This is a genomic window from Citrobacter sp. JUb117, assembly GCF_024809055.1.
Lineage (GTDB): Bacteria > Pseudomonadota > Gammaproteobacteria > Enterobacterales > Enterobacteriaceae > Citrobacter > Citrobacter gillenii.
The window spans coordinates 45408-62501 of sequence record NZ_JANUFB010000009.1 but is presented as its reverse complement, the minus strand read 5'-3'; the positions used below and the strand labels follow the sequence as shown (position 1 = coordinate 62501).

At 49.5% G+C, this 17094-nt stretch carries 14 protein-coding genes; 10 read left to right on the top strand and 4 right to left on the bottom strand.

Annotated elements, in window-relative coordinates:
• The first annotated feature begins 1 nt into the window (after window position 1).
• From M2374_RS18895 to M2374_RS18860, 8 genes are read left to right on the top strand one after another with little or no spacing between them, the layout of a single operon-like run.
• Window positions 2–2131 (top strand): tyrosine-protein kinase domain-containing protein, encoded by a 2130-nt coding sequence (locus M2374_RS18895; RefSeq protein WP_181689109.1) that lies wholly within the window; start codon window positions 2–4, stop codon window positions 2129–2131.
• Window positions 2128–3339: a capsular biosynthesis protein gene (locus M2374_RS18890; protein ID WP_115257669.1), complete on the top strand. Its 1212-nt coding sequence runs from the start codon at window positions 2128–2130 to the stop codon at window positions 3337–3339. The genes M2374_RS18895 and M2374_RS18890 overlap by 4 nt, the downstream gene beginning before the upstream one ends.
• Window positions 3336–4718 (top strand): capsular biosynthesis protein, encoded by a 1383-nt coding sequence (locus M2374_RS18885; RefSeq protein ID WP_181688839.1) that lies wholly within the window; start codon window positions 3336–3338, stop codon window positions 4716–4718. The genes M2374_RS18890 and M2374_RS18885 overlap by 4 nt, the downstream gene beginning before the upstream one ends.
• Window positions 4711–5700 carry a glycosyltransferase gene (locus M2374_RS18880; RefSeq protein ID WP_115257671.1) on the top strand — a complete coding sequence of 330 codons (990 nt, stop codon included), beginning with the start codon at window positions 4711–4713 and terminating at the stop codon, window positions 5698–5700. The genes M2374_RS18885 and M2374_RS18880 overlap by 8 nt, the downstream gene beginning before the upstream one ends.
• A 14-nt stretch (window positions 5701–5714) precedes the next feature.
• Entirely contained in the window at window positions 5715–6926 is a 1212-nt protein-coding gene (locus M2374_RS18875; RefSeq protein WP_181688840.1) for a glycosyltransferase family 4 protein, read from the top strand.
• A 1-nt stretch (window position 6927) separates the two neighbouring features.
• Window positions 6928–8040, top strand: a complete 1113-nt coding sequence (locus M2374_RS18870) for a glycosyltransferase family 4 protein (RefSeq protein WP_146717365.1) — start codon at window positions 6928–6930, stop codon at window positions 8038–8040.
• Window positions 8041–8042: 2 nt separating this feature from the next.
• Entirely contained in the window at window positions 8043–8450 is a 408-nt protein-coding gene (locus M2374_RS18865) for a hypothetical protein (RefSeq protein ID WP_117343210.1), read from the top strand.
• Between the two features lie 30 nt (window positions 8451–8480).
• Window positions 8481–9878 (top strand): DUF4832 domain-containing protein, encoded by a 1398-nt coding sequence (locus M2374_RS18860; protein WP_181688841.1) that lies wholly within the window; start codon window positions 8481–8483, stop codon window positions 9876–9878.
• 46 nt (window positions 9879–9924) lie between these two features.
• Here M2374_RS18860 and galE read toward each other — a convergent pair whose 3' ends face one another.
• The 3 genes from galE to M2374_RS18845 all read right to left on the bottom strand — a co-directional run bounded on the left by galE (window position 9925) and on the right by M2374_RS18845 (window position 12751).
• A complete protein-coding gene (gene galE, locus M2374_RS18855; RefSeq protein ID WP_135911552.1) occupies window positions 9925–10941 on the bottom strand; it encodes a UDP-glucose 4-epimerase GalE in 1017 nt (338 codons plus the stop codon).
• A gap of 68 nt (window positions 10942–11009) precedes the next feature.
• The gene (locus M2374_RS18850) at window positions 11010–11948 is read right to left on the bottom strand and encodes a hypothetical protein (RefSeq protein WP_135911553.1); all 939 of its coding nucleotides are present in this window, start codon (window positions 11946–11948) and stop codon (window positions 11010–11012) included.
• 167 nt (window positions 11949–12115) lie between these two features.
• The gene (locus M2374_RS18845; protein ID WP_146717362.1) at window positions 12116–12751 is read right to left on the bottom strand and encodes a carbonic anhydrase; all 636 of its coding nucleotides are present in this window, start codon (window positions 12749–12751) and stop codon (window positions 12116–12118) included.
• 272 nt (window positions 12752–13023) lie between these two features.
• Between M2374_RS18845 and M2374_RS18840 the strand changes: the two genes are divergently transcribed.
• The gene (locus M2374_RS18840) at window positions 13024–13515 is read left to right on the top strand and encodes an anti-virulence regulator CigR family protein (RefSeq protein ID WP_181688842.1); all 492 of its coding nucleotides are present in this window, start codon (window positions 13024–13026) and stop codon (window positions 13513–13515) included.
• A gap of 244 nt (window positions 13516–13759) precedes the next feature.
• Window positions 13760–14956 carry a tetratricopeptide repeat protein gene (locus tag M2374_RS18835; protein ID WP_115257680.1) on the top strand — a complete coding sequence of 399 codons (1197 nt, stop codon included), beginning with the start codon at window positions 13760–13762 and terminating at the stop codon, window positions 14954–14956.
• Between the two features lie 86 nt (window positions 14957–15042).
• Here the strand turns inward: M2374_RS18835 and M2374_RS18830 are convergent, their stop codons facing one another.
• Window positions 15043–16791 (bottom strand): sigma-54-dependent Fis family transcriptional regulator, encoded by a 1749-nt coding sequence (locus M2374_RS18830; RefSeq protein WP_181688843.1) that lies wholly within the window; start codon window positions 16789–16791, stop codon window positions 15043–15045.
• Window positions 16792–17094 lie beyond the last annotated feature (303 nt).

The window sequence follows — 17094 nt, the reverse complement described above, 5'->3', positions numbered from 1 at the left end:
GATGAAACTCTCTATAGTGGAAAACGGCAAAAAGCGAGAAAACGCAGTCGAACTCTCCCGCTTTGCCAAAGAACTTAAAAAGAACGCCTGGAAAATTGCGCTAACCGGAATTATCGCCGGAGTAGTGGCGTATCCCTTGATCAGCATGATGTCAGCAAAGTATGTCTCGACGGCGACGGTGCTGATTAAGGCACAAGCCGATAACGTTTCGCCGTTTCCACAGGTGGATGGTTTTGATTCAACGCGTAGCGGATATTACGAAACGCAATACGCGCTGATGCAGTCACGTATTATTCTCGAGCAGGCGGTACGCGACCTGAAGTTGGATGAAAATCCCGATTTTACCGGCACTAAATTGGCCGTAGCGGGGGCTAATAGCGGGGATAATCAACAACAGAGAGTCGACCAGGCGCTGAAGACCTTATCACAACATCTGAAAGTCATCGGCATTCGCACGACCAATCTGGCCTCTATTTCCTATGAATCACCTTCAGCACAGCAATCGGCTGAAATAGCCAACGGCGTCGCGCAGGCTTTCATCAACTATACGGTTGAGCAAAAACGGCAGAAAGTGGAGGACGCGAAGGCGCTGAATGCGGAAAAGATGGCAGAGCTACAGGCTGCGATCGTGAAGCAAAAAGAGACGATGGATGGCTACCTGAAAAATGCCGGCCTGCTGACCTTTCGCGGTATTGATGGCTTTGAAACCGAGCAGCTTAGTATTGTGACTAATCGTCTGGCCGATGCGACCCAGCGTCGGGTTGCGGCGGAGTCGGTCTATAACGAAGTGAATGGCCGGGGGAGAACCCTTGAGAGCATCATTTCTTTGCCCTCTGTTTCTGACCACGCCCAGATTCAGGACTTACGTATCGCGTTGATTCAGGCGCAGCGCGCGCTGTCGGAACAGCGAAAACTGTATGGGCCGAAACACGCGACGATTTTAAAAGCGGAAGCCGACGTTCAGTCGATCCAAAGTCAAACCGGGCGGGTGCTGGGCGAACTGAAAGTTGGCTTACGTCAGCAATATCTGGCCGCGCTGGCGGATGAAAAGAATTATCAGCAGCAGGTGGCGCAGCAGAAAGACATCTTCCAACAAATGGCGTCCAAACGAGATGGCTATAACAGCCAGAAACTGTCGTTAGACAAAATGGAAGACCTGTATAAATCGCTGTATCAGCGCACTCAGGAACTGTCGTTGTCCGGTGTCAATGCAGATGCCGTGCTGTACGATCCTGCAGTGCCACCGTTAAAACCGGTAAAACCGAATAAGTCATTGCTGTTGATGATGGTGGTCCTGATGGCGGTGGTGTTTAGCATCATGTACTTCATCGTCAAAGCAGCAATGGACAATTCCATTCGCACCCTGAGCCGTATGAGTCAACGCCTTAACGTCACCCCACTGGGTGAAATCCGCCGGTTTAGCGGGACAACCGGGCGCGCGCAGGTACGGGATATGATTTTGAAGAACCCGCTGAATGCCGACATTATTCACGGTATTCGTACCCGGATAATGCTGGATAGCCGGCCATTACAGACGGTTGCGGTGGCGTCTGCCGGGCACGGTGAAGGGCGTTCCCTGCTGGCAAATTTGCTGGCAAGCTCCTTTAGTTTCGATCAGAAAACGCTACTCATTGATGCAGACTTCTTTAATAACGATGGCCTGACGAATGAACTCGCCACGCCGGCATCTGCGGGCATGGCGGAGCTGCTACGGGGCGAAATCGTGCTGGAGAACGCGCGGATGACGATACATGAGAATCTTGATTTTATCCCGCGAGGTAAGTCCACTATCTCCTCTTTACTGATGCTGTCGTCGGAAAATGTAGAGCCTTTGATGCGCGAGCTGAAGTCGCGCTATCAGCGCATTATTATTGATGTGGCGGCGGTGAATCAGAGCCAGGATATTCAGCTGATTAAGCGCGCTGCCGACGGGGTTATTTTCATCGTGAAAGCCGGTGTGGGGACGGCACAGACGATCGCCAGCGCGCTGGATAAGATTGAGGATAATCAGGGGGTGGTAATTGGCGCGGTGTTGAACGGGGTGGAAGAAAAAAACCTCGAAACGCAAGAAGGGCTGCGTTCACTGAACTTCAGCACTGACCAACTGTTGACGACACCAGGCCGCGTATGAGTCTACTGAAGAGCGCATCCACGATAGCTGGCTCATCAATCATCTCGCAGTTGATTGGTGCGCTGTCTATCTGGTTGATCTCACATAAGTATGACATGGCCGAAGTTGGGCTTTATGCGCTTAACTACAGTATTGCCGTGGTGGGGGCGCAGGTTTGCACCTTTGCCTCACAGCTGTTAATTCCTAAGCAGCAGGACGACAGTCTCGCGCAAAATGTGGTGTTTTGCCTGCTGCAAAGCACGCTGATTGCGTTGCCCTACGCTGTACTGACTGCGTGGTTGTTTCACCAGAATATCCTGTTTCTCTATTTATTGACGCTCTCTACGGCGTGGGCGTTAATCTCAGAAAACTTATCGCTGCGCACGGCCAATTTTTATTTTCTGATTTTTCAGCGTATTTCGGTTTCGGTAGTGGTGGTGCTCTCGGTACTGCTCACGCATCAGGTACAGACCTTTTACTGGTCGTGGGCGTGCGCGATGATCCTACTGACATCGAGCTGTATTTTGCATTCGTTTGATATCCGCTCGGTGACGTCTGGGCATCTGCATCCATTGAATAACTGGAGATTTTTTAAGCAAAACATTCATCACATCAGCAAGGTCGGCAGCGCTGAGGTGCTGGCGATGGCCAGCAGCAACTTACCGATTATGCTGATTAACTTCTGGTTCTCGGCGCTGACGGCGGGCTATTTTTCCGTCGTCAGTCGGTTCTGTCTGGCACCTGTGGTGATCATCGGCAATGCGGTGCGCAATACCATTTTCTCCAAGTGGTCTATTGATTTCAGAAATAACACCTTTAATTATCAGGAATATACAAAGGTGCGTTTGCTGCTGTTAGTGCTTGGGGTGGTTTGTACGCTCGGGGTGTTTATTTTCTATCCCATCGTGATGCGGCTGGGGTTTAGCGAGGACTGGATTAACTCCATTGAGACATCCCGCTATATGCTGCCCTATTTGTTCCCAGCGCTGGCAATCAGCCCACTCACGGTAATTGAACTTATTTTTGGCTCCCATCGCTATTTTTTGCGTATTCAGCTCGAACAGCTGGCGATTGTGTTAGTCGCTTTTGTGGTGGTGCCCTATTTTTATAAAGACTATGCCACGTCAGTCATCTTGTTCTCTGCGCTGACATTTATTCGCTATGGGTTTATTTATTTCAAAATGAACCAGCGCGCCAATCTGCTGAAAGACAAGCCGGTGATATTATGACCCTGAATACCGGATATTATTTACAGGCCTATACCTTTATCACGCTGATCCTGTGTGGACTGGTGCAATATTTTACCGGTATGCAATCGGTGCTGTGGATCCCGTTTTTCCTGACGCTGCTCATGGTCGGATTAATGGTGATGCAAACGCGTGAGAGCCCGCTGCATCTGGATACCCAGGAGACCATTATTCTTGCGCTGTATTTCTCTTTTCTGCTGTTGGCTGGGGCTTCAACCCTGCTGCAGGGCGGGGTAACCGTCGCGATTGTGGCCTTTAAAAACGAGATAGCACTGTCGCTGGTGATGATCTGTTTACTGCTGGGATTCTGCCGGGAATCACAGATTTATCGGGCAACACGCTATCTGTATTGGGTGTTTTACGCCCAGGTCCCGGTGATGATTTATCAGGTATTACTGGTGGTTCCCCAGCGCGTGGCGCAGCGCGGCGAAGAGGAAAAATGGGACTCGGTGGTCGGGACCTTCGGGGGCGACCCAATGGGCGGCGGTAATACGGCGGCAATGGGGTTATTTTGCCTGCTGATTATGTTGCTTAAGCTCTCGGAATATAAACACGGGCTGACGACGTTTAAATCGATGGCGCTGCATATTATTCTTGGGTTTGGGCTGTGTATTATTGGTGAAGTGAAGTTTGTCATCTTGCTTTCACCGCTGTTCCTGGCCTGGGTGTGGATTTCGCCGAGCTATGTTAAAGACGTCAGTAAAATTAATCTCAAAACGTTATTGCTGATTGTTATTGGCATGCTGGTACTCATCGGTCTGTCGGTGATGATTCTGGCCTGGTACTATTCGTCTGCTTTTGGCGGCGATCCGACCAAAAGCGCCTTTAGCGTTTTTATCGATTCACTCAGCTATATCTTTGATCCCAACTACATCATGTCGACCGGTGAACTGGGCCGCTTCACGACGTTTCTGTTCTGGCTTAAAAATAACGATCTGTGGGGACTGTCCGGTACGCTATTTGGCTACGGCCTGAATGCGACCAACAGCGGAAGTTCGGTATCACCTGGGTTTTTGAATATTGTTTATAACCTGATCCTGGACTCCACGTCGCTGAGTATGCTGCTGTGGGAAATTGGCGTGATTGGCACGCTGCTGTTTATCGGTCTGTTTATTTATATTCTAAAAGTGTGTCAGCCGAAACCGGTACTGGCGCTTGAACAACTGGACGCGCAGGATCTGCAACTGTTGAGCTTTGCGCCAGCGTATAACGCTTTTGCGATCGCGTGTTTAGTGAGCTTACCTTATAGCCAAATCCTGATGATAACGCCGATGCTACAGTTCCTGTTTTATTTATCGCTCGGTTCAAGCTTAGTGATTCGTCGCACCGTTCTTCGCAGCGCAGGAGGAGGGTATGGATAATATCCCGTTTATCTCGGTGAGTATTAAAACGCTCAACGAAGCGAAAGGTATTGAGAAAACCATCGACAGCATCCGCCGACAGCTGGTGGGATATCCGCATAAAATTATTGTGGCTGATAGCCTGTCGACAGATAGCACCCAGCAACTGGCGGTGAATAAAGGGGTGACGGTGGTGTCATTAACGGAGCCGGGCGATCGCTGCTGCGGTGTCGGACACCAGCTGGGCTACCTCTATAGCGAAGGCGAATATCTGCTGCTGATGGACGGCGATATGGCGCTGGAAGAGGGATTTGTCGATCGGGCCGTCGCCTTTTTACAGGCGCATGAAGAGTATGCCGGCGTGGCGGGAACCGTCGAAATGGATGATGCCGTGAACTATGAGTTCAAATCCCGTAAACAGCGCATTAACCAGATCTATCCCGTGGGCGATTGTGACCATTTAGGCGGCGGCGGGCTGTATCGTCGCGCGGCGATTGAAAAGATTGGCTATCTGACCAACCGGAATTTGCACGCCTATGAAGAGGCCGAACTGGGGCTGCGATTAACCGATGCCGGCTACAAACTGCGTCGTCTGGATATCCCTTATTTTAGCCATACGTCACACACCCTGCCGACCTTCAAGATGCTGAAACATCGGTGGTTGAGCGGCTATTACCAGGCGCCGGGAGAGCTGTTGCGCTGTAGTTTTGGAACACCGTATTTCACCCGCGCCCTCAAGATGGTCAAAAATGAGGCGGTATTTGCGCTGTATCTGTTGATCTTGCTTGCCGCACTGGTCACCGTCAACGGCAGCATTATTACCCTGGTGTTGCTGCCATTACTGGCGTTCACACTGTGGAAAATTGTGCAAAATCGTTCTCTCAGCGATGGGGTTCAAAGCGTCATTAATATGATTGTCCGTTCCGTGGGATTGCTGAAAGGGTGTCTTCATCCTGTGCGCGATCCGCTGACGCCGCCCAACAGTAAAATCATTCAACAATAAAAAGAGCGGGTGTAATGAAAATTTTATTGGTTAACAAGTTTTTCTTTATAAAGGGCGGGGCGGAAACGGTTTATTTTCAGGAACGCGAGATGCTGAAAAAGGCCGGCGTGCAGGTGATTGATTTTTCGATGCAGCATGAGAAAAATTTCCCCTCGGAGTATGCGAATTTTTTTGTCAAAAATGTTGATTACCATACAGACAGTAACCTGTTAGGCGGTATTAAAACGGCGGTTAACTTTATTCATAACGCCGAAGCCTGTCGAAAAATGCAGGTCTTGCTGCAAAAAGAACGCCCGGATATCGTTCACTTTCATAATATCTATCATCAGCTAACGCCAGCGCTAATTAAAGTCGCACGCAATTTTGGCTGTAAAACGGTGCTGACCGCCCATGACTATAAAATTGTCTGTCCTTCATACTCTATGCTACGCGACGGGAAAGTGTGCGATGCCTGTATTACCGGGACCGTCTTCAATGCTTTCAGATACCGCTGTCAGGAAGGGTCTGCCGCCAGGAGTTTACTGCTCTCTTTAGAGGCTACCTGGCAATACATTGCGCAAAATTATCAGGCGCTGGATGTGATCGTGTCCCCCAGCGCATTTTTACGCGGCATTTTGCTACGTGTGCTGCCGCATTCGCGTATCGATGTCATCGTCAATGGCGTAGATGACAGCCGGCCCGTGGAGATGACTGGCGATGAAGGTTATATGCTGTACTTTGGCCGCCTGAGCCGGGAAAAAGGGGTGGCTACGTTACTGGCCGCTCACCAGAAAATGCGTAACCCGGCGCCGCTGAAAATTGTCGGTCATGGCCCGTTACATGACGAGTTGATTGCCCAATATCCGGACGTGGAGTTTTTAGGCTATGTACAACAAGGGGAAGCCCTGGACCAACTGATTAAACATGCCCGGGCGGTGATCCTGCCTTCGGAATGTTATGAAAACTGTTCGATGGCGGTGTTAGAGGCAATGTCATTAGGTAAGCCGGTCATTGGCTCACGTATTGGCGGGATCCCTGAACAAATTCGCGATGGTATTGAAGGGATATTATTTACGCCGGGTAATGCGCAGGCGTTGGCAGAGGCGATGGATACGCTGGTCGAAGACCCGGAGAAAGCACGGGTAATGGGCATCAATGGACGTCAACGGCTGAGTGATAAATATGCGCTCAGTGGTCATATGGAAACGTTGCAGGCACTGTATAAAGAACTGCTGGGCAGGCCATAATATGCGTAAAAAAATAACGGTATTTGGCACGCGCGGTATTCCCGATGTATTGGGTGGGGTGGAAACGCACTGCCAACATCTTTATCCGGAAATTAAACGGCTATGCGATGTTGATATTTGTGTTATCGCCCGCTCGCCGTACGTGAATTACACCCGTTCATCGTATAAGAATGTCGAAACCCATGCACTGTGGGCACCTAAAAAACGCTCGCTGGAAGCGATTGTTCATTCCGTTTTAGCCGCGTTCAGCACCTGTTTTGACCACTCGACTATCGTGCACGTCCACGCGATTGGTCCGGGATTAGTGGTTCCGGTATTGCGGTTACTGGGCAAGAAGGTCGTTTTCACCCATCATGGACCTGACTATGACCGCCAGAAATGGGGGTATGTGGCAAAGAAAATATTATTGCTCGGTGAACGCTGGGCAGTGAGATATGCCAATGAAGTGATTGTAATATCTGAAGTTATTAATCAGCTTATCCAGAATAAGCATCGCCGCTATGATGCGCATTTAATTCACAATGGCGTGAACGCACCGCGAACATTATCAGAACATACCCTTCACCAGACGCTGTCGCGTTATGGTCTCCAGCCGAAAAACTATCTTGTGGTGGTGGGGCGATTCGTGGAAGAAAAAGGCATGCATGATGCCATTTCAGCCTACCAACAAAGTGGTTTGACGATGCCATTAGTGTTAATTGGCGATGCGGATCACCCGACCGAATACAGTATTCGTCTCAAACAGCAGGCCGCTGATACGCCTGGTGTGGTGATGACCGGATTTTTACGCGGCGATGAACTTCAGGCGGTGTTTTCGCAGGCAAAACTGTTTGTCATGCCGTCGTATCATGAGGGGTTGCCGATAGCGCTGCTGGAGGCGATGTCATTTTCTCTGCCTGCGGTGGTGAGCGATATTCCGGCGAATCTGGAGGTCAAGTTACCCGCAGAGGCGTATTTTCAGGTGGGTAATCTGGCGAGTCTGGCCGGGAAAATGGCGAGATGGGCGACAGCAAATAGCGTTGACTATAGTGTATATTTGCAAAACTATAACTGGCATGAAATCGCCAGACAAACAGTCACCGTCTATCACGCTATTGATAAAGATATAGGTTAATTTTGCCCAACTCTCAGAACCGACCGCCCGTCATTGAACGATTTTATGCTCAACTGGATGAGAAGATCTCGCAGGGGTTGACCGCTGAACAAAAAGACGGCGTCGAAAAAGCGGTCCTTGCTATTACCCTGGGATCGAGACACCAGGTTGATATTCGTAGAAGCTTTCCCTTTTTCGGTAGACGTTTTTACCTGGTCTTTTTGTTTGGCAGGGATTTACGTCACTGGCATCGTCGGGAATCGACGCTATCCAATATCCTGATCGCATTGTTACTGCTGTTTGTTGTGTTGTTCGTTACCTGCTGCGTATTGCTGACGCTGTATATGATCAAATCCGCGTTGGGTATTGATGTGTTCCAGAATTTTCATGTGGGTATTTGGGACTGGTGGCTAAGCCTGAAAAACCACTAGCGTTAACCAACGGGTGGAGGCGTTACGGCGATGAAGAGTCAATGGGGTTTGGCGCTATTGAGTGTGTTCTTTCCGCTGACGGCCATGGCTGCATTAACCACCGTCACTCCCAAAGCCGTAACCGGTCCGCTGACCAACCCCGGGATTGGGGTGGCCAGTTTTCATCAGGGTTATGGTGAAACGTTGGGCCTGGCGGATTACCCTAATACCGGGTTTGAATATGAACGCTTCTACTGGCGGGAACTGGAGCCAGTGGAAGGCCAGTACAATTTTGTGCTGGTTGATGATGCCTTCAAATATGCGGCGGCGCATCGGCCCGCGATGAACGTGGGGCTGCGGTTTATGGCCCTTGCGGAGCCTGAAAGCGGCTCGCAGATCCCCGATTGGCTGATTAAAAAAGGGGTGAAAGGAAAATGGACGCCCGATCATAAAACCTTTATCCCGGATCTCGACGATCCCCTGTTTATAGCCTACAGCCAACGTCTGCTGAACGCTTTTGGCAAGCGCTACGATGGTAATCAGAACCTGGCGTTTGTCGATATTGGCATGGTGGGATCGTGGGGAGAATGGCATAACAGCAACTTCCCGAAAGATGTGCTGCAACCCTTGCTGGAACGATATACCACCGAGCAGCTAGATCGCTACGTCGCCATGCACTTTGCTGCATTTCCCGTAACGCCAAAAATTATGTTGATGAGCGGTGGGCAAAGCCTGGCCAATGCGGTGGCACGAGGAGCTGGATGGCGCGCGGACTGCTGGGGCGACCTGCGTGTGTTTTCCAATGACTGGAATCACATGGCAGATGATTACCCGCAACGATTGCTGGCTGCGCAGAAAAGTTATTCCGGGTTAAACGATGCCTGGAAACGATCGCCGGTGAGTCTGGAGATTTGTTCGTATATGCTGGACTGGAAGAATCTTTTTCATTATACGCGCGCAGAGGTGCAGGGGATTTTTGACTGGGCGGTGAAGCATCATGCCAGTACCCTCAACCTGAAATCGCGAACGGTGCCCAGTGAGTATCGGCCGATTGTCGATGATGCACTGGCCAGGCTGGGCTATCGCTTTCGTCTGGCCTCTCTGAGCCATGAGTCAGTATGGGAAAATGGTCGCAGCCTGGCGCTGATCAGTACCTGGTATAATGACGGCGTTGCGCCGATTTACCTTCCTTACACCCTGTCATTTCGTATTATTAATGATGCTAACAATGTTGTTGCTCAGGGGAATTCACCGGAAGACATTCGTCGCTGGCTGCCGGGTCAACATCAGCTGAATTATCAACTCCCTATGCCCGGTGCGTTACCGAGAGGAAAATACGCCATTGAAGTGGCGATCGTGGATAAGTCGGGTGCCGCGAGAATTAACTTTGCCAATGAAGGGAAGCAGAGCAGCGGATGGTATCGTGTGTCGACGATCACGGCGCGTTAGCCATTAGCAACAATGAGCCTGCCCGCAGGCTCATTGTTGATGGGTGTTAAGCGTGATAACCATCAGGATTATTTTTCTGCCAGTTCCAGGTGTCGCGCATCATGTCATCAAGCGTGTAGGTAGCCTGCCAGCCCAGTACTTCGCGCGCCAGCGACGGGTCAGACCAACATTCGGCGATGTCCCCGGGTCTTCGTGCAACAATCTGATAATTAATTTTTCGTTGAGCCGCTTTTTCAAAAGCGGCAATAAGATCCATCACCGAATAGCCGATGCCGGTACCGAGGTTTATCACCTTATAGGCTGGACCTTTATTCTGGCAATCCAAAGCCGCTAAATGGCCGGTTGCCAGATCCATCACGTGAATATAATCACGTACCCCAGTGCCATCCGGGGTTGGGTAGTCATTGCCAAACACCGACACGGTTTCAAGCTTGCCAATCGCGACCTGAGAAATATAGGGAACCAGGTTGTTGGGGATACCATTTGGATCCTCACCAATTCGGCCTGAGGAATGGGCACCGACGGGGTTAAAATAGCGCAGGCAGGTGAGGCGAAACTCAGGGTGTGCGTGGGAAAAATCCGCCAGAATCTGTTCGACCATTAATTTAGAGGTGCCATACGGATTCGTTGTTCCCCCGGTGCGCGATTGTTCGCTGAGCGGCACGCTTTCCGGATCTCCGTAGACCGTTGCGGAAGAGCTGAAGATTAGGCTGTGAACACCCGCAGTCAGCATCTCACTCAGTAAAACCAGCGTTCCGGTGACATTGTTATTATAATACGCGAGGGGTTCTTTTATGGATGCTGAAACTGATTTTAACCCAGCAAAATGAATGACATCACTAATGTCATGGTGTGAAAAAATCGTTTTTAATGCCTCTCTGTCCAGAACGTCGGCAATGTAAATAATCGGTTCTTTTCCGGTGAGTTCTGCGACCCGATGTAATGATGTTTGTGAGGCATTCGTGAGATTATCGATGATCACAACTTCATCACCTCTTTCGAGAAGCGTCAACACGGTATGTGAACCAATATAACCTGCGCCACCTGTGACAAGTATTGCCATACAGCCTCCAGAGGAAATCTTATGAAAAAGATTGTTGACTCACCAAGGCCACGGCTATAAATACAGGGCTATGAGTGGCGTCGGGTAAGAGATAAATTTCTGAATTTCACCATGCACTTATAAGATATTTTTTTGAGTATCGATAAAAAACTAAAGGTGTTTATTTTACTATCGTAGACAAGATAGTTATTCGTGAAGTTTAAGGTATGTACACCGTCGCTTTGGTTGATGGCGGCATTGACCTGTGCAATAAGCTTTTCATCAAAAGAAAATGCGTTTAGCGTGACTAATGCTTTGATGTAAATTGATTTTCCATAGGTTTCAGGCGTGCATTCCTGAGTGAGAAAGTACAGTGTATTGCCGATGTTATGGGGCGCCCCGGCGCCTCGCTGATGCAGGTTGCTCAACTGCAAAGTGGGCGTGATTTTCTGCCACGGACCGCTCACGCTCTCGGCAGTATGGATCATCAGCTCATTATTCATTGTCGTCGATAACAGATAACAGGCACCGTGTAGTGAGAAAAATACGTTATCGGTTAATGCTTCGTCCGAGATTAAAACGTTTATCGCCTTCCAGCGTTGCGGGAAATCTACGCACTGAAATAAAATAACCTCTTTTCTTTCTGAAGACTCAGGGATCATAAAGAGCTGGCCATTGTTCTCAAATACAAAAGGAAAGGATAAATGGCATTTTAGATAATCGAAACCGTCGAGCTTCACATCATCGAGTTCCGCTAAGTCGGCATCGAGTATACGGCAGCGTAGGATCCCCTTCGAATTACGGAAGCGTAAAGCCTCATAAAAAATATAAACTTTATTATCTCTTTCAATGATGAAAGGATCGGCCTGAAAGGTGTGTTTCTTTTTAAGTTGCTGCGCAGGGGTACGCTTCAGTATATCCAACGTGTTAGTAGGAAAGGTATGCGAACCATTATCCTTGATAATCATGATGTCCCACGACTCATGATAAAAAAGCATATTTATTATTTTTTTATATTTGGCCTGCATTCGCACGAGTTCCTTTTGTCGCTTCAATTCACCGGGTGCCATACAGCAATATTAACGGTTAGTTTAAAAGCTAGTCGCAAGCGCGTTTTTTGTCCACTTACGGAACGAGTGGCGGGGGGAAGGGGCGGCGTGACGTTGCCAGAGCATCCTTGCTCCAGATAAAGATTTTACTCGAAATGCACCTGCGGATTGTCTGCCAGTGAAACGTACGTTTTGCTGTTTTTATCCAGCGTACGGATCTCACCGCTTTCAATGTCGTACACCCAGCCGTGCAGACGCAGCGCATTATTACGCAGTCCGACAGCGACAGACGGATGCGTTTTAATATTATTCAGTTGAGCGATAACGTTCTCTTCCACCATGGCATTCACTTTGTCGATAGCGTTATCCCAGGTTTTCTTCTCGACTACCGCTTTCGCCGCATCGGCGTAGTGCAACCAGTGGGCGACCGCAGGCATCGGATCCAGACTCTGGCTTTCAGCAATCGCTTTCATCGCACCACAGTTGGAGTGCCCACAAATAACGATATCCGTCACGCCTAACGCCAAGACCGCGTATTCGATGGTGGCAGATACACCGCCCGGTTCCGGGCCAAAAGAAGGGACGATATTGCCCGCGTTGCGGATAACGAAAAGCTGTCCTGGCTCCTGCTGCGTAACCAGTTCTGGCACCAGACGACTGTCTGAGCAGGAGATGAAAAGTGCTTTAGGATTCTGGCTGGAGGCCAGGCTGCGAAAGAGTTCCTTACGTTGAGGGAAAATCTCTTTTTGGAAGTTGAGGAAGCCCTCAATGATATGTTGCATAGCAGTGTCTCTTTTCTCTGTTTAAGCAGGTTATGATGAAGATCACACTTTCCAGTTTAACACTCGCGCAGAGAAGAGGAAGTATTTATAGCCGGTCAGGGCATATCTATGCCTGATGAACCGGTAACAGCCTTACTCTTACTCGATCAGGCGGCACTGTTCTAACTCAAGACAGGGACCGCTTTTTTTGCACATAAATCGGAACTATAGAGATGGCTAGCATTTACGAAGTATCGTACCTTTTAAAGGTACCTCCATATTAAGGAATCATCATGTCCAGGTTTCGTACTTTAGCAACCGCTTTGGTCGCGGTTGCTGCGATGACGATGTGCACCATGCCTGCATTCGCTAACCCGGGTAACGGAAACGGGAACGGTAACAGCGGTAATCATGGTAACAAGGGTAATAGCGGTAATAGTCAGAAAGGTAATTCAGGTTCAAAAAACAATCAGCAATCTGAACAACGTAAAAATTATGGCAAGCCGGATCATGTTGATAGCGATATTAGCTTTAATGTGGCAAGACAGTATGCGGTCAGATACGGTTTGACCGGGTATCAATCGCTTCCTCCTGGCATCGCCAAAAACCTGGCGCGTGGCAAGCCGCTGCCTCCGGGTATTGCGAAGAAGAACGTTCCGGCCTCGATGCTCAATCAATTGCCCTATTACCCCGGCTACGAATGGCAGGTGGTGGGCGACAATCTGGTGCTGATTGCGCTGAGCACCGCGATTGTGACCTCGGTGATTAACGGGGTGTTTGACTAATTGTAGATGCGGTGTGAACGCAAAAAGCCACGATAAGTCGTGGCTTTTTTATTATCTTTGACCCGTCCTGATTTCCTTCGTGGATAAGTGAGTGAGAATCAACTTAATTTAAGGGGGTTATTTCTCATCCTTATGCAGTATATAGTTAATAATTCTGATGTAGATCGCAATGCCAGCCAAATACGTTGGATTGTTGAAGCGTCTTCTCCATCATGTGTATTTTTCTTAACAAGGATTCTGTTTTATGAACATTCGGCCTCTCCTCGCCTTCACTTTCATTGGCTTATTATGGGGCGCGGGAATATCGCAAGGATATGCAAAAGAGTGGAACAAAGAGCCGATGGCTGTTTTACAGCAAGGGGCCGAGGCGGGGGATGTAAAGGCGCAGTACTACCTTGGAACCCTGTATTGCGAAGGAAAAGGTGTTGCGCGTGATGATACGAAGGCCGTTGAGTGGTTGACCCGCGCGGCTGAGCAGGGAAATCCCGACGCACGTTACGTCCTCGCCTTAGTCTATTTTGATGGTGAAGGAGCACGGTGGAATGACGGCAAGGTGATTGAGTGGTTTAACCATCAAGCCGAACAGGGTAATCAGCAAGCGATCAACTGGCTCACCCTCGCTGCCGAGCGCGGAAACTATCTGGCGATAGAGTGGTTACACCAGGCGGTTGATAAGGGGAATCCCGAAGCACAGCGTGCTCTCAACAGTAAAAAGTCGCTGTCCGAGGGTTACAACACAGTTAAAGCATTGAGTAAAGCCGCTGAACAGGGAGATGCAAAAGCGCAGGGGCTGCTGGGTCGGCGCTACTTTGAAGGGCATGGCGTCGGTATGGATCGCAACAAAGCCTTTGCGCTGTTAAGTAAGGGCGTCAGCCAGGGTGATGCGCTGTCTCAGGGCGTGCTGGGCGTGATGTATTACCTGGGAGAAAGCGTCGGCGTCACGCAGGATCACAAGAAAGCATTTGAGTTATTTCAGCAGGCGGCAGCCCAGGGGGATGTGCTGGCACAAGGGATGCTCGGCATGATGTACTCAAAAGGTGAGGGAACCGCGCAGAACGATAAAAAGGCCTTCGAATGGTATCAGAAGGCTGCCGCACAAGGCGATGCGGGATCTCACACGGACCTGGGATTGATGTACCTCGAGGGCAAAGGGGTCGCTCAGGATGACAAGAAAGCCGTCGAACATATTGAGCGCGCAGCCAAAATGGGTAGTCCGGAAGCCCAGAGATTGTTGGGCAGGATGTACCTGGAAGGGAAAGGAGTAGATAAGGACTATGCGCAAGCCTATATCTGGAATGCCGTGGCCGTTGCTAACGGAAACTTTGATGCTCAGGCCGGGCTAGATGCTTCGCGGGAAAACCTCTCTCCTGCCGCTTTAGAAGAAGCCGATGGCAGGGCGCGGAAATACTTTGAACAGTATCGATATAAACCGCAAATCTGATGCACAATGTAGCCCGCGTTATGCGTTATGCGTTATGCGTTATGCGTTATGCGGGCTTCTTCTTTTTTAGAGCATGGACAGATGGCTTACATTCCGTACAGCTTAATTTTTCGGTAGAGCGTGGCGATGCCGATCCCTAGCTCTGCTGCCGCCTGTTTCTTGCCCTCTACACTTGAGCCAAAACGCTGTAAAACACGCTCAATGGCTTCTCTTTCGGCTTGTTTTCCCTGACTGGCAAGCTGACGTGGTTGTGCCGATATAGCGGGTTTTCTGCTGTCCGCCGCGGTGAGCAGGTATGGAGGCAGGTGGCTGGCGTTGATCCCGGTCGCTTCCCCACGCATGACAAAAATATATTCGATGACGTTACGCAGTTCGCGGACGTTTCCGGGCCAGTGCCAGGTATACAGGCGGTTGATCACATCATCGGGCAGTTTTTGTGGTGGCCGTTGGTAGCTTGCTGAGAACTCATCGGCAAAATACTGGGCGAGGACGGCGATATCCGCACGTCGTTCCCGCAGGGAAGGGAGTACCAGCGGAACCACGTTCAGACGATAAAAAAGATCTTCGCGAAACTGATGATTCTCAACCATCGTGTGAATATTTTTGTTGGTCGCTGCGATAATGCGGACATCAATTTCGATGGTGTTATTCGAGCCTACCCGGGTAATCGCTTTTTCCTGCAGTACCCTGAGCAACTTAGCCTGCAGGTGCAGCGGCATATCGCCTATTTCATCCAGGAACAAGCTGCCGCCGTTGGCCAGTTCAAATTTGCCCATTCGTCCTTTGGGGTCCGCACCGCTGAACGCCCCACGGACGTAGCCGAACAGTTCACTTTCCAGTAACTGCTCGGGGATGGCTGCGCAGTTGATCGTCACAAAAGGCGCGGTTTTACGCGGACTGCTCTGGTGAATCGCAAATGCCACCACTTCTTTCCCCGATCCGCTCTCCCCGGTAATCAGCACGCTGGCGTAGCTGTTAGCGATTTTCCCTACGGTACTTCTAAGCTGCTCCATTGACGGGGAATGGCCAATTAACCGCACCTGAGTATCGGACTCATAAGGCGGCATCGTCATGCTGCTCAGGTAGTCATGAGCATCGCGAAAAATAACCATGGTTAAACGATCGTTATCTTGTGACGAGAGTGAAATCTGTTTGCACAATACATGATGTTTCTGACCTTCGAGCGTCAGCCACGCTTCTTCATCGCCATACAAACTGTCACCGGTTGTTTCAATGGTGAGGGGGAGTCCCTGAACCTCCCGGTTGAGAATACGATCGGCGGAGTGGTTGGCATGCCAGATACGGCCATGACCATCGATCGCCACGACGCCGCGATCCATCGCATCGATCAGGCGACGGAATGCGCCCAGCGTCTCCTGGGCGCGTAAGCGTTCCAGGCACTCAAAGACCTTGCTTGAGATCATGACGGCGATTTGTTCAATGAAGGTAACGAATTTATCAATCTGACTGAGCAGCGTTTCTCGCTGTGCCTGGGTTGAACAAATAATCCCGATCACCCCAATGACGCGATTATTAAGAAAGATGGGCGCGTTCAAATCCAGCATTTCTGAACAATAGCGATGTTTTTCACACATCTGGCACAGCGGATGTTCACCGGGATTTTTGATCAGCACCGTTTCGCGCACCTGCAGAACATGGCGATAGATATAGCCATTTTTTGCCACATTCTCATTGAGCATGTGCCGGTATTTTCCGGTGCCCGCAATGCGCATTAAAGATTCATCAATGATTTCAACATCGGTCCCGGTAATACCGGAAATGGCGTCAGCATAATTGCAGATATCATCCTGAATATTACTGAGTACTGAAATCATGATCCCTCTCCGGTTGGGCAGCGAATTTATCAAGGAGAATGATAAATATGCGAAATATGACCAGCTCGGCTTGCGCATAATCAATCTATTACGTTGTTTTTAGATATATTTTTTGTTTTATCTTCCGCGATCACACTATTTATCATTGGTGATAATTTATCAAAATAACGCGATAAACTCAGCACGCTGTTTTTACGACATTAATCCGTTCGCTATTTTTTAATTCATTGAAGTTAAAGCGATTGTTAATTTTCTCCTCATGATTTTGTCGTTTTATAAAAAACTGGTAAGCATTTTGCTTTT

Excerpts from the sequence above, each read along its gene's own strand:
- M2374_RS18895 (WP_181689109.1), top strand. The coding sequence starts at position 2 with ATGAAACTCTCTATAGTGGAAAACGGCAAAAAGCGAGAAAACGCAGTC.
- M2374_RS18890 (WP_115257669.1), top strand. The coding sequence starts at position 2,128 with ATGAGTCTACTGAAGAGCGCATCCACGATAGCTGGCTCATCAATCATC.
- M2374_RS18885 (WP_181688839.1), top strand. The coding sequence starts at position 3,336 with ATGACCCTGAATACCGGATATTATTTACAGGCCTATACCTTTATCACG.
- M2374_RS18880 (WP_115257671.1), top strand. The coding sequence starts at position 4,711 with ATGGATAATATCCCGTTTATCTCGGTGAGTATTAAAACGCTCAACGAA.
- M2374_RS18875 (WP_181688840.1), top strand. The coding sequence starts at position 5,715 with ATGAAAATTTTATTGGTTAACAAGTTTTTCTTTATAAAGGGCGGGGCG.
- M2374_RS18870 (WP_146717365.1), top strand. The coding sequence starts at position 6,928 with ATGCGTAAAAAAATAACGGTATTTGGCACGCGCGGTATTCCCGATGTA.
- M2374_RS18860 (WP_181688841.1), top strand. The coding sequence starts at position 8,481 with ATGAAGAGTCAATGGGGTTTGGCGCTATTGAGTGTGTTCTTTCCGCTG.
- galE (WP_135911552.1), bottom strand. The coding sequence starts at position 10,941 with ATGGCAATACTTGTCACAGGTGGCGCAGGTTATATTGGTTCACATACC.
- M2374_RS18850 (WP_135911553.1), bottom strand. The coding sequence starts at position 11,948 with ATGCAGGCCAAATATAAAAAAATAATAAATATGCTTTTTTATCATGAG.
- M2374_RS18845 (WP_146717362.1), bottom strand. The coding sequence starts at position 12,751 with ATGCAACATATCATTGAGGGCTTCCTCAACTTCCAAAAAGAGATTTTC.
- M2374_RS18840 (WP_181688842.1), top strand. The coding sequence starts at position 13,024 with ATGTCCAGGTTTCGTACTTTAGCAACCGCTTTGGTCGCGGTTGCTGCG.
- M2374_RS18835 (WP_115257680.1), top strand. The coding sequence starts at position 13,760 with ATGAACATTCGGCCTCTCCTCGCCTTCACTTTCATTGGCTTATTATGG.
- M2374_RS18830 (WP_181688843.1), bottom strand. The coding sequence starts at position 16,791 with ATGATTTCAGTACTCAGTAATATTCAGGATGATATCTGCAATTATGCT.